The organism is Streptomyces sp. NPDC006487, from assembly GCF_042870555.1.
Classification (GTDB): domain Bacteria; phylum Actinomycetota; class Actinomycetes; order Streptomycetales; family Streptomycetaceae; genus Streptomyces.
This window is the reverse complement of the sequence record NZ_JBIAHN010000002.1, coordinates 131,858-145,540: the sequence shown is the minus strand read 5'-3', so window position 1 is coordinate 145,540 and position 13,683 is coordinate 131,858. Positions and strand designations below refer to the sequence as shown.

At 71.7% G+C, this 13,683-nt stretch carries 16 protein-coding genes and 1 pseudogene; 14 read left to right on the top strand and 3 right to left on the bottom strand.

The window, feature by feature from the left end:
* The first annotated feature begins 130 nt into the window (after nucleotides 1-130).
* On the top strand, nucleotides 131-523 hold the full coding sequence (locus ACFYM0_RS03415; RefSeq protein WP_388496057.1) for an ATP-binding protein: 393 nt from the start codon (nucleotides 131-133) through the stop codon (nucleotides 521-523).
* Between the two features lie 122 nt (nucleotides 524-645).
* Here the strand turns inward: ACFYM0_RS03415 and ACFYM0_RS03410 are convergent, their stop codons facing one another.
* Nucleotides 646-1,425 carry an alpha/beta fold hydrolase gene (locus ACFYM0_RS03410; protein ID WP_388496056.1) on the bottom strand — a complete coding sequence of 260 codons (780 nt, stop codon included), beginning with the start codon at nucleotides 1,423-1,425 and terminating at the stop codon, nucleotides 646-648.
* A gap of 225 nt (nucleotides 1,426-1,650) precedes the next feature.
* Here ACFYM0_RS03410 and ACFYM0_RS03405 point away from each other — a divergent pair, with 225 nt between their 5' ends.
* The 3 genes from ACFYM0_RS03405 to ACFYM0_RS03395 all read left to right on the top strand — a co-directional run bounded on the left by ACFYM0_RS03405 (nucleotide 1,651) and on the right by ACFYM0_RS03395 (nucleotide 3,424).
* A complete protein-coding gene (locus tag ACFYM0_RS03405; RefSeq protein ID WP_388496054.1) occupies nucleotides 1,651-1,845 on the top strand; it encodes a DUF4236 domain-containing protein in 195 nt (64 codons plus the stop codon).
* Between the two features lie 210 nt (nucleotides 1,846-2,055).
* Nucleotides 2,056-2,325, top strand: coding sequence for a GlsB/YeaQ/YmgE family stress response membrane protein (locus tag ACFYM0_RS03400; RefSeq protein WP_351381153.1), 270 nt, complete (start codon nucleotides 2,056-2,058; stop codon nucleotides 2,323-2,325).
* Between the two features lie 223 nt (nucleotides 2,326-2,548).
* Nucleotides 2,549-3,424 (top strand): oxygenase MpaB family protein, encoded by an 876-nt coding sequence (locus ACFYM0_RS03395; RefSeq protein WP_388496052.1) that lies wholly within the window; start codon nucleotides 2,549-2,551, stop codon nucleotides 3,422-3,424.
* A 19-nt stretch (nucleotides 3,425-3,443) separates the two neighbouring features.
* Here ACFYM0_RS03395 and ACFYM0_RS03390 read toward each other — a convergent pair whose 3' ends face one another.
* Nucleotides 3,444-4,559, bottom strand: a complete 1,116-nt coding sequence (locus ACFYM0_RS03390; protein WP_388496050.1) for a glutamate--cysteine ligase — start codon at nucleotides 4,557-4,559, stop codon at nucleotides 3,444-3,446.
* A 166-nt stretch (nucleotides 4,560-4,725) separates the two neighbouring features.
* Here ACFYM0_RS03390 and ACFYM0_RS03385 point away from each other — a divergent pair, with 166 nt between their 5' ends.
* The 10 genes and pseudogenes from ACFYM0_RS03385 to ACFYM0_RS03340 all read left to right on the top strand — a co-directional run bounded on the left by ACFYM0_RS03385 (nucleotide 4,726) and on the right by ACFYM0_RS03340 (nucleotide 11,749).
* Entirely contained in the window at nucleotides 4,726-4,899 is a 174-nt protein-coding gene (locus ACFYM0_RS03385; RefSeq protein WP_388496048.1) for a CsbD family protein, read from the top strand.
* Between the two features lie 90 nt (nucleotides 4,900-4,989).
* Nucleotides 4,990-5,760, top strand: a complete 771-nt coding sequence (locus ACFYM0_RS03380) for a restriction endonuclease (protein ID WP_388496046.1) — start codon at nucleotides 4,990-4,992, stop codon at nucleotides 5,758-5,760.
* Between the two features lie 61 nt (nucleotides 5,761-5,821).
* Nucleotides 5,822-5,959, top strand: a pseudogene (locus ACFYM0_RS03375) (RNA-guided endonuclease TnpB family protein); the annotation flags it as partial.
* Nucleotides 5,960-6,087: 128 nt separating this feature from the next.
* A complete protein-coding gene (locus ACFYM0_RS03370) occupies nucleotides 6,088-7,410 on the top strand; it encodes an MFS transporter (protein ID WP_388496044.1) in 1,323 nt (440 codons plus the stop codon).
* Nucleotides 7,411-7,445: 35 nt separating this feature from the next.
* Nucleotides 7,446-8,666 carry an anhydro-N-acetylmuramic acid kinase gene (locus tag ACFYM0_RS03365; RefSeq protein WP_388496730.1) on the top strand — a complete coding sequence of 407 codons (1,221 nt, stop codon included), beginning with the start codon at nucleotides 7,446-7,448 and terminating at the stop codon, nucleotides 8,664-8,666.
* A gap of 329 nt (nucleotides 8,667-8,995) precedes the next feature.
* A complete protein-coding gene (locus ACFYM0_RS03360; RefSeq protein ID WP_388496043.1) occupies nucleotides 8,996-9,679 on the top strand; it encodes a HemK2/MTQ2 family protein methyltransferase in 684 nt (227 codons plus the stop codon).
* Nucleotides 9,663-9,944 carry a CDGSH iron-sulfur domain-containing protein gene (locus ACFYM0_RS03355; protein WP_388496041.1) on the top strand — a complete coding sequence of 94 codons (282 nt, stop codon included), beginning with the start codon at nucleotides 9,663-9,665 and terminating at the stop codon, nucleotides 9,942-9,944. The genes ACFYM0_RS03360 and ACFYM0_RS03355 overlap by 17 nt, the downstream gene beginning before the upstream one ends.
* Nucleotides 9,941-10,963, top strand: a complete 1,023-nt coding sequence (locus tag ACFYM0_RS03350) for an iron-containing redox enzyme family protein (RefSeq protein ID WP_388496039.1) — start codon at nucleotides 9,941-9,943, stop codon at nucleotides 10,961-10,963. The genes ACFYM0_RS03355 and ACFYM0_RS03350 overlap by 4 nt, the downstream gene beginning before the upstream one ends.
* A 218-nt stretch (nucleotides 10,964-11,181) precedes the next feature.
* Nucleotides 11,182-11,337, top strand: a complete 156-nt coding sequence (locus tag ACFYM0_RS03345; protein WP_388496038.1) for a DUF6131 family protein — start codon at nucleotides 11,182-11,184, stop codon at nucleotides 11,335-11,337.
* 142 nt (nucleotides 11,338-11,479) lie between these two features.
* Nucleotides 11,480-11,749, top strand: coding sequence for a DUF6296 family protein (locus tag ACFYM0_RS03340; RefSeq protein WP_388496037.1), 270 nt, complete (start codon nucleotides 11,480-11,482; stop codon nucleotides 11,747-11,749).
* A gap of 97 nt (nucleotides 11,750-11,846) precedes the next feature.
* Here the strand turns inward: ACFYM0_RS03340 and ACFYM0_RS03335 are convergent, their stop codons facing one another.
* Nucleotides 11,847-13,556, bottom strand: a complete 1,710-nt coding sequence (locus ACFYM0_RS03335; protein WP_388496035.1) for a SpoIIE family protein phosphatase — start codon at nucleotides 13,554-13,556, stop codon at nucleotides 11,847-11,849.
* Nucleotides 13,557-13,683 lie beyond the last annotated feature (127 nt).

The window sequence follows — 13,683 nt, the reverse complement described above, 5'->3', positions numbered from 1 at the left end:
TTGCGCTTTCCACGCGCCGCGCGCGAGCGGTGGTGGAGGGGGAACCGTCGGCGGGTCGAACAGACCGGCCGGGGGAGGTGAGGCAGGTGTCCTGGCGGGTTGAGTGGACCAGAAGGGGAAGAAGCGAGTCATGAAGGGAGAGGCGATGCCGGATACGCCACGTCGCACGGCCGGGCTGAGATGTGAGGACGCCCGGTCGATCGCCCGCGATGTCCTGGCGGCGAACGGCGTGGGAGAGGACCTGGTGAACGACGTGCTGCTGGTCGTTTCCGAGCTGGTTTCCAACGCGGACCGCCACGCCGGCGGCGTCAGCGACTTCCGCGTCGTGGCTCTCGCGGGATGCGTGGCGGTCGAAGTGTCGGACGGATCCCCGTCGTTTCCTCGCACGCCGGGAACACCCCTTGACGTACCGGGAGGATTCGGCTGGCTGCTGGTCAACCAGATCGCCGACCATACGGAGATCCGGCCGCATGGAAACGGCAAGACGATCACAGCGTTCATCCTGCTCCCCGCCACCCCCTGAACCACTGTCCGGCCGTCCTGCCCGACACCGGCCCGGTCACACGGTGCGCCACGGCCTGGTCCTCACCTCACACGGATGGTCCTGGCCTGCGGCAGTGCGGACTTGATCGTCATCCTGCTCGGTCAGCTCGAATTCTCCACGCGTGCGAGCCACTCGACGAGGAGGGCGCGCAGGAGTTCGGGTTTCTCGTGAGGAAGGGCGTGTCCCGCGTTGTCGACCACGGCGAGCGTGGCGTGTGGGTAGTGGTGGACGAGGTCGGCGGCGGTGGCATATCCGACCGTGGAGTCCAGCCGCCCCGCGACGATCAGGGCCGGACCCTCATATGCCCGTGTGTGGATGTGCGTGAGCGCCCACCGTTCGCCGATTCGTTCGAGCGCCGCCTCGTCGACGAGCGCTGCGGCCGGGGCGACGTAGCGCTCGTACCGGTCGAGCATCTCCGGGGTCTGGATCACGAAGTAGCTCCGGAAGACCTCGTCGCCGATCTCACCCGATCCGACTGCGACGCGCTGTCCGGGCACGTCGCGCGGTCCCGGCAGCAACGGACATACGAGCGCCAGACCGGCGACCAGCGCCGGGCGCCTCGCGGCCATCGCCTGCGCGAAGTACGCGCCCGCCGAGTGACCGATGAGGAGGAAGGGAGTCCCGTGGGTGACGGCTTCCGCGAAGGTGAGCAGAGTGTCGAGAACGTCGTCGGCGCTGCGCAGCGATGCGGGAGCGATGGTCCGGCCCATGCCGGGGAGGTCCGGATAGATCCGCCGTAGCCCCGCCACGCCGTGAAACGCCTGCTCGAAGCAGGCCTCGGCCTCGCGGTGGTCCACGCCGGCCCCGTGGAGCATCAGCACCGGTCGACCGGTTCCGTGCTCCACGTAGTGGACCACGGCTCTTCCCGCATGGATCTCCATCCGCGCAGGCTAACGGTCTCGGCGACGTGACGAGGGAAACCCGACCGGGTCGGTCGGCTGAAGCGGAGCGACCAGGTACCGCTGGCATCAACGTGACCCGCACTGTGTGCGATTGCGCTGCTTCCAGCCGCATGGAACGTGCGGCGCCGGACACACGCGTGTCAACTGGCCCGAAGGCACGAGCATTCGGGCCGCTGTCGCTACGCACCAAGGAAGCGAGAGGTCATGCCCCTGACATTCCGCAAGAGCTTCAGGATCCTGCCGGGTGTCCGGCTCAACATCAACCGCAAGTCGTGGTCGATCACGACAGGTGGCAAGCGAGGCCCCCGCCGCACACACAGCAGCACGGGACGCCGGACCACGTCCTGGGATCTGCCCGGTCCCTTCGGCTGGCGCAAGACCAAGACCCGTCGAGGCTGATCCGCGAGGTACGGACACGACCCGCGCCAGGGTGGCATCGGACTCACAGCGCACCGCGAGAATCCCCTCGTCGTCGGCGTGTTCCACAGAGCGCCTCTGCTGATGACCCCGTCTCACGGGAAACGATCAGGACCCGGGACGTTTGGAAATCTCCGCACGGTGCAGACGCTCGCTATTACCCGCTCTATCAACCGAGGCAGGAGACGCATCATGGGCATTCTGGCCTGGATTCTCATAGGGTTGCTCGCAGGCATCATTGCCAAGGCGCTCATGCCGGGCAGGGACCCGGGCGGCATCATCATCACCATGCTCATCGGCATCGCGGGCGGCCTGCTCGGCGGCTGGCTCGGCAAGGTCATCTTCGGCGTCGACTCCATCGACGGCTTCTTCGACCTCTCCACCTGGATCGCCGCCATCGTCGGCTCCCTCATCCTCCTTGTGGTCTACCGGCTGGTCACCGGCAACAGGCGCCACGCCTGACCGGCGCGCCCCCTCCGTACGGAAACGGCTCCCCCTCTCCGGAGGGCGGAGCCGTTCCGGGTCTACTGAAGGCTGATCCGTGGGATCCCCCGGCTGACCGGCCGTGCGAAGGCCGCGATGCGGTAACCGGTCGTCCGGGCAACGGGAGGCGGACCGGCGAGATCCGCCTCGCACACATCCGGTCGATGCGATGGGCCGAGCTCGGAGCGGGTATGACAGCTGCATGCAGATGTCTCTGGCAGGAGGCGCGGACCTGCGGACGCGGCTCGGCTCGGTGCTGTTCAGCCGGGTGGCCGGGCCGTCGGGCCCCGCCAATCGTGCCCGGATCCACAACACGCCCGGACCTCGCTGGTTCGGCCCGGAGCGGCCCATCCGTACGGTCCACGGCGACGCCTCGATGTTCATCGGGGGCCTGAGCGCACTCCTGCTCCAGTCCCTGCACCCGCTCGCCATGGCAGCCGTCGCGGCGCACTCCGGCTTCCGCGGGGACCCGTGGGGCAGGCTCCAGCGCACCAGCACCTTCCTGGCCGTCACCACCTTCGGTACCGCACAGGACGCGCAGGAAGCCGTGGACCGGGTCCGGGCAGTCCACGAACGGGTGACGGGTGCAACCGCGGCGGGGGAGCCGTACCGCGCGGCCGATCCCCACCTCCTGGGCTGGGTGCACGCGGCCGAGGTCGACAGCTTCCTGCGGGCCCACCAATCCTTCGGCGCGCACCCGCTGGACGCGGCCGGCTGCGATGCCTACGTCGCGGACACCGCGCGCGTGGCGACGGCCCTGGGGGTGGTGGAGCCGCCCCGTGACCGGGAGGCGCTGGCATCCCTGCTGACGGCGTACCGGCCGGAACTGCGGGCCACGTCCGAGGCACTCGACGCGGCCCGTTTCATCCTCCGCGACCCACCGCTGCCCCGGGCCGCCCGCGCCCCGTACTCACTGCTCGCCGCGAACGCGGTCAGCCTGCTCCCACCGTGGGCTCCCGGTATTCTCGGCCTGCACCCCGCGACGGGCCCGAGGGCAACCGGCGTACGCCTGTCCGGACACGTTCTGACCCGCACGATCCGGTGGGCCATGGCCCCGCCGCCCCCGGCCACGCGCTGAGCCGGCACCCGGATCCGGCTCAGGTTTCGGCGGTGATCTCTGCGCAGCGCGTGGCCACGGCGCCGAGCGTGCCCTCCGTACGCAGCAGCGCGCGCTGTACGTGCGCCCCGTTGCCTTGCTCGAGGAGCCGGGTGATGCCCTCCCGGACGCGTTCGTCGTCGCCGTGGGCGGCCAGGGCTTCGCGTACGTGGGCGTGGAGCGCTTCGACGGCCACGGCGGGCGACGTCTCGCGCATCGTCCGGGGGTCGATGAGCGGGCCGTCCAGCCCGGAGCGGCCGGCGCGCCAGGCTGCCAGCCGTAGCAGGCCCGTATTGATACGGGCCGGGGGCTGTCCGTCCTGCCAGGCGCGGGCGGCGGTCTCGACCAGTCCGCGTACCAGGGCCGCCAAGAGGACCGGGGTCGACGCTTCCAGGCAGACGTCCGCGACCCTGACCTCCACGGTCGGGTAGGCGGCGGACAGCCGGGCATCGAAGTACATCATCCCCTTGTCGCGCAGCACGCCGGTGTCGAGCATGGCGCGCACCTGCTCGTGGTAACGGTCGGCGGACCCGAAGATGTCCGTGGGCCCGGCCGACGGCAGGCGGTTCCAGACCCGGCTGCGGTAGCTGGCGTACCCGCTGTCCTCACCCTGCCAGAACGGAGAGTTCGCACTCATCGCGGTGAGTACGGGCAGCCAGGGGCGGATCCGGTCCAGGACGGCGACGCCTTCCTCGTCGGACTCGACCGACACGTGGACGTGGCATCCGCAGGTCAGCTGCTCCTGCGCCGTCAGGCCGAACTGTTCGCCGACCCACTCGTACCGCTTGCCCGTGCTCAACGATGGCCGGACCGGCAGGGGAGAGGTGCCGAGGGCCGCGACGAGCGCCCCGGCGGACGCGGCGTGCCGGGCGGCTTCTCCCCGCCAGCGGGTGATCTCCTTCAGGAGCTCGCCCATCTCGGTCAGCGGTTTGGTGGCGAACTCCAGCTGTTCCTCCTGCAGTTCCTTCTCAAAGGTGTGCCCCCGCGGTTCGTCGCCCTCCGGCTGACGTTCGACGGACCGGTCCGCAGCCGCCAGCACGGCCCCCGACAGGGCCAGCGGCTCACCGCTGCGGGCGTCCACCAGCAGCAGCTCTTCCTCTACGCCTACGCTTCGCATGCCGCCGCCCATCGATCCGCTCTTCGCATCGCCCTGCACCTGCCCTGTCCCATCCCGACCATGCGGGCGCAGACCAGGGGACGGTCCGCCTGCGCGTTTGCGGGCCGCGATCCGGGTCAGACGAGGACGGGCAAGGAGTTCCCCGTCCCTCAGGGAGTGATCAGCTGTGGCGAACGACGAGAAGAGCCGGGCCAAGACCGAGCAGGCCAAGGGCAAGCTCAAGGAAACGGCCGGCCGCCTGGTGGGCAACAAGCGGCTGACGACCGAGGGCCGTGCCGAACAGGCGAAGGGCGACGCCCGCCAGGCGAAGGAAAAGATCAAGGACGTCTTCAAGCACTGAGCCGCACGCCCGGCGTCCACCGCCGCGGTCCCGGACCTCGAGGGGTCCGGGACCGCGGCGCGTCCGAATCGATCGAGGGAGGGCTCCCGCATGACGTTGCCGGGGGAAGACAGAAGGAAGGGCGGGGGCGGTTCCGCGCCGTTCGGACGCGATGTGATGCTGGCCGTGGGGCTCGCGGGGATCTGTGTCGGCGGCCTGGCCGTCTTCCTCAAGACCGCCGCGGGGGCCGGGGCGGGGGTTTGGGCCGTACCCGTCGCCACCGCGGTGGTCCTCGCGGTCGGGGTGGCACTGGCCAAGTGGAGCGTCTCGCCCGTCCGGCGGCGTTCCACCGTCCCTCCGGAGCCCGGCCCGCCCCCGCACACGGATCCGTACCCGATCGAGGCCACGGCGGCACTGGACGTGCCCGCGGTCGGAGGGGTGCCGGACGTGGGTCCCGGTGCGCTGGACCACGCCGCGGCCGACGCGGACGGCTTCGAGCACGCGATAGCCGCGCTGTGTGCGCGTGACGGGTGCACGCCCGTGGAAGTGGTGGGCGGTGCCGGCGACCTGGGAGCTGACGTCATCGCCACGACCCCGGACGGACTGCGTGTCGTCGTTCAGTGCAAGCGCTACGCCGACACCAACCGCGTCGGCTCGCAGGACCTGCAGCGCTTCGGCGGTACCTGCTTCGCCGTGCACGACGCCGATGTGGCGATCGTCGTCACCACGAGCACCTACACCACCCCCGCCCTGGAGTACGCCGCCGCGTGCGGCATCGTCTGCGTCGACGGTGAAGCCCTGGCCGCCTGGACCGACTCGGCCGTGGCCCCGCCCTGGGAATCGGGCAGCCGCGATGCCGCCGCGCAGGTAGCCACCGCCTGACGAGCTGGACCGCCTCGTCTTGCGACCTGGAGGATCGGCATCCTGGTGGCCATGGCCAGCTCATCCGTGGGCTGCCCGGCAGCGGCAGGGCACCGGCCGCAAGTGGGCCAAGGCCGTCGTCCGCGACTTCGACCACCTTGCCGTCGAGGACTTCAAGCCGAAGTTCCTCGCCAAGTCCCGGAACATGTCCCGCAAGGCAAAGTGAGCCAGGAATCCCCGTCCTTTGGGGCGGGGAGGATGTCACATATGACTCTCCGCCCCATCGCCCTGTACGGCATATGGCGGACGGAACTTGTGGAGCGGCCACCTGCTCAGCAGGCTTGCCCCATGCTCTCACCCGCCCCCGGACCGGTCCGCTCATCCGTGGCAGAGGCCCGGCGGGCCGGTTCCCGTCGGGCACTGCTCGGCGGCTGCGTCGGCAACTTCATCGAGTGGTACGAGTTCGGCGTCTACGGCTACCTCGCCACCGTCATCGCGGCCCATTTCTTCACTCCCGAGGGCGGTAGCGAGGTGGAGGGGCTCGTCAAGACGTACGCCTCCTTCGCCCTCGCGTTCTTCTTCCGTCCCGTCGGGGCGGCGGTGTTCGGGCGGCTCGGTGACCGGATCGGCCGGCGGCCGACGCTCGTCCTGGTCATCTGCCTGATGACCGGCGCAACGGCGCTCATCGGCGTGCTCCCGACCTACGCGAGCATCGGCGCCGCCGCGCCGTGGCTGCTGACGCTGCTGCGGATCGTGCAAGGGCTTTCGGCGGGCGGGGAGTTCGGCGGAGCGGTGTCGGTCATGACGGAGAGCGCGCCGCCGGGCCGCCGGGGGCGGTACGGGGCGTGGCAGTCGTTCACGGTCTCCCTCGGCCTGCTCGCGGGCGCCGGTACGACGGCGCTCCTGGCGACCGTACTGACCCTCTCGGAGCTGAACGCCTGGGGCTGGCGGGTGCCCTTCCTGCTGACGCTGCCGCTCGGGCTCGCCGCACTGTGGCTGCGCGTGCGCCTGGACGAGACGCCCGCCTTCGTCTCGGCCGTCTCCCCGGCGGCCGGACCCCCGCGCAGACCGCCCGCAGGGGAGACGGTCAGGGCCGTCGCGCTGGGCGCCGGGCGGGTCATGGGCTGGTCGGCGGCCGGGTACACCTTCCTGGTGGTTCTGCCCTCCTACCTCCAGCACACGCTGAACGCGACGTTCCAGCAGGCCCTCGTGGCGACCGTGCTGGCGAACCTGGGGTTCGCGGCAAGCATCCTGCCCGCCGGCGCGGTGAGTGACCGGCTCGGGCGGCGGACGGTGATGCTGGCCGGAGCGCTCCTGGTGGCCGTGCTCGCCCTGCCGCTGCTGAACCTGGTCCAGGACCCGGGCGCGCCGGTGTACGCGAAGGGGGCCGCGCTCTTCGCCGCGGGGGCCGCCGTCGGGCTGATGGCCGGACCCGGTCCTGCGATGCTGTCCGAGATGTTCCCGACCACGGTGCGCTACACGGGCTTGGGTCTGGCGTACGCGCTGTCCAACGCCGTGTTCTCGGGATGCGCGGGGCTGATCATCACCCGGGCCGTCGCGTGGACCGGGGACGCCGACATTCCCGCGTACTACGCCGCGGCCGCCTGCGCGGTCAGCGTCGCCGCGCTGCTGACCCTGCGCGGCGACGACCACGAGCGGCCGCTCCGGTGAGCGGCACGTCGGCGGGCGTCCGCAGGACGGGCGCCCTGCGCGTGGTGGGGCTGATGTCGGGCACCTCGTACGACGCCATCGACGCGGCCGCCGCCGACCTCGCGCTGGAGGGGGACACACTGGTGCTCACGCCGCTCGGCATGATCAGTACCGTGTACGAGAAGGGTCTGCGGGCGGAGCTGGCCGGGGCGCTGCCACCCGCCGCGACGGACCTGGCCACGGTGTGCAGGCTCGACACGCACATCGGACAGGCCTTCGCCGAGGCGGCCGTACGGGCCGACCGTGAACTGTGCGACGGGCAGGCTGACTTGATCGCCTCGCACGGGCAGACCGTCTATCACTGGGCCGAAGCCGGCCGGGTGCACGGCACGCTCCAGATCGGGGAGCCGGCCTGGATCGCCGAAGCGACCGGCCGGCCCGTCGTCTCCGGCTTCCGCACGCGGGACGTGGCCGCCGGGGGACAGGGCGCGCCCCTGGTGAGCATCTTCGACGTCATGTGGCTGCGCGGGCGGCCGGGCGTCCCCGTGGCGCTCAACCTGGGCGGCATCGCGAACGTGACGGTGGTCGCGGACGGGGCGGGCGGCGGCACACCGCTGGCCTTCGACACCGGACCCGCCAACGCGCTGATCGACGCGGCGGTGCGGGCGCTCGCAGAGCCGGGCGCCCCGGGCGGGGAGCGGACCATGGACGTGGACGGCGTTCTTGCCGCACGCGGAACCGTGGACCCGGGGCTACTGCGCAAACTGCTGGACGAGCCGTACTACGCCCTGCCCGCACCGAAGACGACGGGCAAGGAACTGTTCCACCTGCCCTATCTGCGCGCGGTGCTGGACACCTGCGGACCGCTGTCCGCCGAGGACGTCGTCGCGACCTTGACCCGGCTCACCGCACGGACCGTCGCCGACGCCGTCCGGCCCTTCGGGGCGACGGAAGTGATCGCGTCGGGCGGAGGCACCCGCAACCCGGTGCTGATGCGGTGGCTTCGGGAGGAACTGGGCGGGGGCGACGCGGGCGTACTGCTGCGGACATCGGACGAGCTCGGACTGCCGTCCGGTACGAAGGAGGCCTACGCCTTCGCCGTCCTGGGCTGGCTCACCGCGCACGGTCTGCCCGCGACCCTCCCCTCCTGCACCGGCGCCCGGCACCCCAGCGTGCTCGGCTCACTCACACCCGGCGCGGCGGGCCGGAGCCTGCCCGCGCCGCCGGCGACGGCGCCCGACCGCCTTGTCGTGCGCGCTGTGCGCACGCCCCGGTGAGCAGGACCACCCGTCCTGCGCGGAACTCATGCGGCTCATCGCGGCCTCCGCGGTCCGAGTGGACCAGGCCTATCGGGCGACGGAGCCGTCAGTGACGCCGTCGTCTCGTCAGCATCTTCCCGATGGCTATGCACCCCCCCACGGGGTGGGCTGACCCTGTTCCCTCGCAGGGACCCCGTAGGGGGCTTCAGCACGCCTTTCCTCGTGTGATCCTCCGAAGATCGGCAGGTTTTGGGTAGGCCCCCGATGTCCGGGCAGTCGCCAGTCGTGCCATCCACCGACGCGATCCGCCCCGCGGGGATCACCGCGTCCGACCCCGGAGGTGCGCGATGCCCGACACGCTCCTGACCGGCGGGGACAATCCGGCGCGGCTGATCGCCTTGCCCGGTGTGTACCGACCGCAGTCCGATACGCGACTGCTGGCCGATGCCCTCTCCCGCGAGGAGCCGGGGTCCGCCACCGAGGTCCTGGAGATCGGCACCGGCACCGGAGCCCTCGCACTCTGCGCGGCCGCCGCCGGCGCGCGGGTGACGGCGGTCGACGTCTCCTGGCCGGCGGTGATCGCGACCCGGCTCAACGCGCTGCGCCGCCGGCTGCCGCTGCGCGTGCTCCACGGAGACTTCGCCGCGCGCACGCAGGGCCGGCGCTTCGACCTCGTACTCGCCAATCCGCCGTACGTACCGTGCCCGCGGGCCCGCCCGCGTTCGTACGGTGCCGCCCGCGCCTGGGACGCGGGCCCCGACGGCCGCGCGGTCATCGACCGGATCTGCGGGGGCGCCCCGGAGCTGCTGAGGCCGGGCGGGGTCCTGCTCATGGTGCACTCGGGCATGTGCGGGGCCGCGAGCACCGTGGACCGCTTGAGGCGCGGCGGCCTGACCGCCGGCGTGGTGTCACGGGCCGTGGTCCCCTGGGGCCCGGTCCTGCGGTCCAGGCGGGCATGGCTGCTGAGCCGGGGTCTGGCGGACGGGGACGAGTGGGAAGAGCTGGTGGTCATCCGTGCCCGGCGCCCCTGACGACCGCCCGGCGGAGCGGGACGGGACCTCCCGCGGTGAAGGCCGCGCGGCCCGCCGAGTGGTGGTGGACCCGCAGGGTCCGGTGCTGGTCGAGGGACCTGTGGAGGTCGTCCTGGACGACGGGAGCGTCGTCCGGTCCGACCGCTTCACGGTTGCCTTGTGTACCTGCCGCCGCAGCCGCACGTACCCCTGGTGCGATACCAGCCACCGCCCCCGCGAACGCCCCGCCGCCCCCGACGGCCCACAGGACAGGAGCACCGGATGACGACGACCGCCACCACGCCGGAGAGCGGACCCATCCTGGTAGGGGGCCGGGGCGCCCTGTCGGACGCCATCCTGGAAGCGCTGAACACGGGACGTCCTCCGACGAACCATGCGGTCGCCGTCCTCGCGGCCGATCCATGGGGAGAGGATCTCCAGCTGGCCCTCTACCTGCTCTACGAACTCCACTACCGGGGCTTCGCAGGGGTCGGTGACGACCGTGAATGGGACCCGGATCTGCTCCGCCTGCGACAGGCGATGGAGACCCGGTTCCTGCACGCCCTGCGCACCGAGCTGGCGGACGCTCCCCGGTCGGTCGAGGAAGCCTTCGCACCCCTCCTCGTCGAGCCGGTCGACCTCACGGACAGCGTCAGCCACCTCCTCGAAACGCAGGGCGAGCTCTGGCAGTTGCGCGAGTACGCCGCCCTGCGCTCCCTCTACCACCTCAAGGAGGCCGACCCGCACATCTGGGTCGTGCCCCGGCTGACCGGACGGGCCAAGGCCGCCATGGTCGCGATCGAATACGACGAGTTCGGCGCCGGGCGTGCGGCGGACATCCATGCGCAGCTCTTCGCCGACCTCATGGACGATCTCGGCCTGGACCACACGTACGGCAGGTACCTGGACCGCGCCCCGGCCCCGCTGCTCGCCACCGTCAACCTCATGTCACTGTTCGGCCTGCACCGCGCCCTGCGCGGCGCCCTGGTGGGTCACTTCGCCTGTGTCGAAGTGACCTCCTCACCCGGCTCGCGCCGCATGGCCAAGGCCATGCGGCGATGCGGGGCAGGTCCGGCCGCGGAGCGCTTCTACACGGAACACGTCGAGGCCGACGCCGTGCACGAGCAGGTCGTCCGGCGCGAGGTGATCGGCGGCCTGCTCGCCGACGAACCACACCTGGAGCCCGATGTCGCCTTCGGCTGCGCGGCCACGGTCCTGCTGGAGGACCGCCTCGGGGCACACGTACGGGAAGCCTGGGAGAACGGACACTCCGCGCTGCGGACGCGGCTGTCAGCCGAGCCGTGAGGCGAAATGTCGGCGCACATCGGGAAATCGAGGACGTCGGTCAAGCCGTCCAGTCCGGCTCCGGTCACGGAAAACTCCTCGGATGAGCGGTGGAATTTCCGCCGCAGAAGCGCAGGGCCGATCTACAGCTAAGGGCGAATTTCCCGGGTAGACGCGATCCAAGGCACCCCGGCGGATCAACCGTTTCGTCGAATTCCCGACATGAGAACGAGGTCACCATGATTTTCGTCGGACTCATCCTCCTGCTCATCGGATTCCTGACCGGAATCTCCATCCTGTGGACCATCGGGATCATTCTGCTCGTAGTGGGCGCGGTGCTCTGGATTCTGGGCTCTGTCGGGCACGCGGTCGGCGGACGACGCCACTACTGGTAACCGGTGCGCCCCGGCGCAGTGCAGTGGCGGCCGCCTGCCGGTCGCCGCACGATCAGCACTATCGGTCCGGCAGGGGGAGGATGAAACCGGAGGACTCATTGCGACCGCCCCGCGCCGGCACCGGCGCAGAGGGGAGAGGGTGATGGGACGAACGGATCCGGTGGCGGACGAGCCGGGAAACGAGGTAAGGCGTGCCTACGAGCTGCTCTTCCCCGGCATGATCGAGGGCGGCCCGGACGTCGTGCGGGTGACCGCCACGGACCGGACGGGGCCGGGAGGCCACCCGGTCTACGAGGACGCCACGGGCATCATCCAGGCGGAGATCAGCGAGCAGTCGGAAGTGCGCGTGCTGGCCACCGGGGCCGGTCAGGAACCGGCTCACGGGGTCACGGCCCGGCTCTTGTCCGGGTGAGCCGTCACCTGGGCGGGCGTCCGTCCCCGCAGGGGAGGGACCACGATCGGTTGGGCGTTCGGCGCGGGGCCCGGCCACGGGGCCCGCGCCCCGCGGTTCAGGGGGCCGGGACGCGCACCGCGAACAGGACGGTGTCGTCCTGGGCTTCCCGAGGCCCGATGGTGTCCAGGAGCGAGCGCAGCAACGCGTGCAGCCGGATCCCCGCAGGGGCCGTGGCGAATTCTCGGACGAGCCGCTCGACGTTCTCGTCGATGTCCGTGCCGCGTTCCTCGACCAGCCCGTCGGTGTACAGCAGCAGAGTGCTGCCCGGGGGAAGCGAACGGGTTCCGCAGGTGCGGGGCCCGGGCGGCAGGGCGTGGTGCAGAAGGACGTCGTGCGCGGTGAGGTGTTCCACCCTGCCGTCCGGGGTGAGCAGGAGCGGGGCGGGATGGCCGGCGTTGCTCCACCTCAGGTGCCAGTGCCCGTCTCCCACCGGACGGATGTGGGCGTGGACGGCGGTGCCGCTGGCCGGCAGGTTCAGGCGGCGGCAGGCCCGCTCGAGGGCGCTGAGGGCCTGTTCCGGTCCCTCGCCGGGGTGGTCGTGGTCCGCCTGGCGCAACATGCTGCGGACCTGTCCCATCAGGGCGGCGGCCCGCATGTCGTGTCCCGTGATGTCGCCGACCGTGAGGGCCAGCGCCCCTGCGCCGCCTCTGCCCGGCACGCGGGGCAACGGGTAGGCGTCGTACCAGTCGCCGCCGACCATGTCGTCCCGAGCGGCGGGCCGGTACAAGGCGGCCAGTTCCAGACCGGGTGTGTCGGGGAGGTCGGTGAGCATGGCCCGCTGGAGCTGGCTGGCCGCCGTGATGCGGTCATCGAGGTGCAGTGCGCGTTCGACCGCCTGGGCCGTGTAACCGGCGAGCGTGGTCAGCACCGCCCGTTCGTCCAAGCCGATCTCGTGCGCGGTGTCCCACCCCAGGGCGAGGGCGCCCAGTATGCCGTGGGTGCCGCGCAGGGGCAGGCAGACGGCGGTGTGCAGGTTCAGGGTGTCGAATCCAGGGCTCGCCACGGTGCCGGAGACCGCGTCGGGGTCCGCATGCGGCCCGGTGACCACGACCATCCGGTTCTCGCGCACGGCTCGCGAGACCGGCCAGTGCGAGCCGAGCGCGAACTGTTCGGGAACGTCTCCGGGGGGCGTGGCACCGTCGACGGGACTCGGCACGCGGTGGAGCATCCCCTGCCGGACCAGGAGCAGGTCGACCCGCGCGGGCTTGAGGTCCCCGCTGACCAGGTCTCCGACCCGTTGGCGTACGTCGTCCAGGCCGCGGGTGTCGGCGAGGTCCTCGGAAGCCCGCAGCAGCAGCTCCGAACGGTTGAGCAGCTCGTGCACCCGGGAGGCCTCTCCCTCGGCCGCGACGGCCGCTTCCTCGGCCGCCTCGCGGGCCTGACGCCCGATCTCGGAGCGCACCCGCATCCGGGCCTGGGCGCTGCACGCGGCGGCCAGGTCCGAGAGGTCCTGTACCTCGTCCTCGCTCCAGACACGGAGGTCGGGATCCATGACGGCGAGGACGCCGAGGAGCTCGCCGGAACTCCCGACTAGGGGGACACCGGCGAAGGAGAAGGCCGCGGTACCGTCACCGGCCCTCGACAGGAACCGGGGCCGCCCGTCCTCCGCGACGCGGCGGCAGCATTCCAGTACCGCCTGGTCGGGTCTCGCTTCCGGCGGCCAGCACTCGGGGAACGCACCGGCGGCCTCGCCGGCCGGCTCCAGGCATACGAGTCCCAGCGGTACCGCGAGCACACGGGTGGCGAGCCGGGCGAACCGATTCAACCGTTTTCCTTCCCACGCGTCCCCGGGGGCCGGGCCCGCCCCCTGACCTGCGCCCCGCAGGTCAAGGCACCATCCTAGGCCCGTGCGGCCGAGGCGGCGGCGCGCCGTTCAGGCCGTTCCCGGCCTG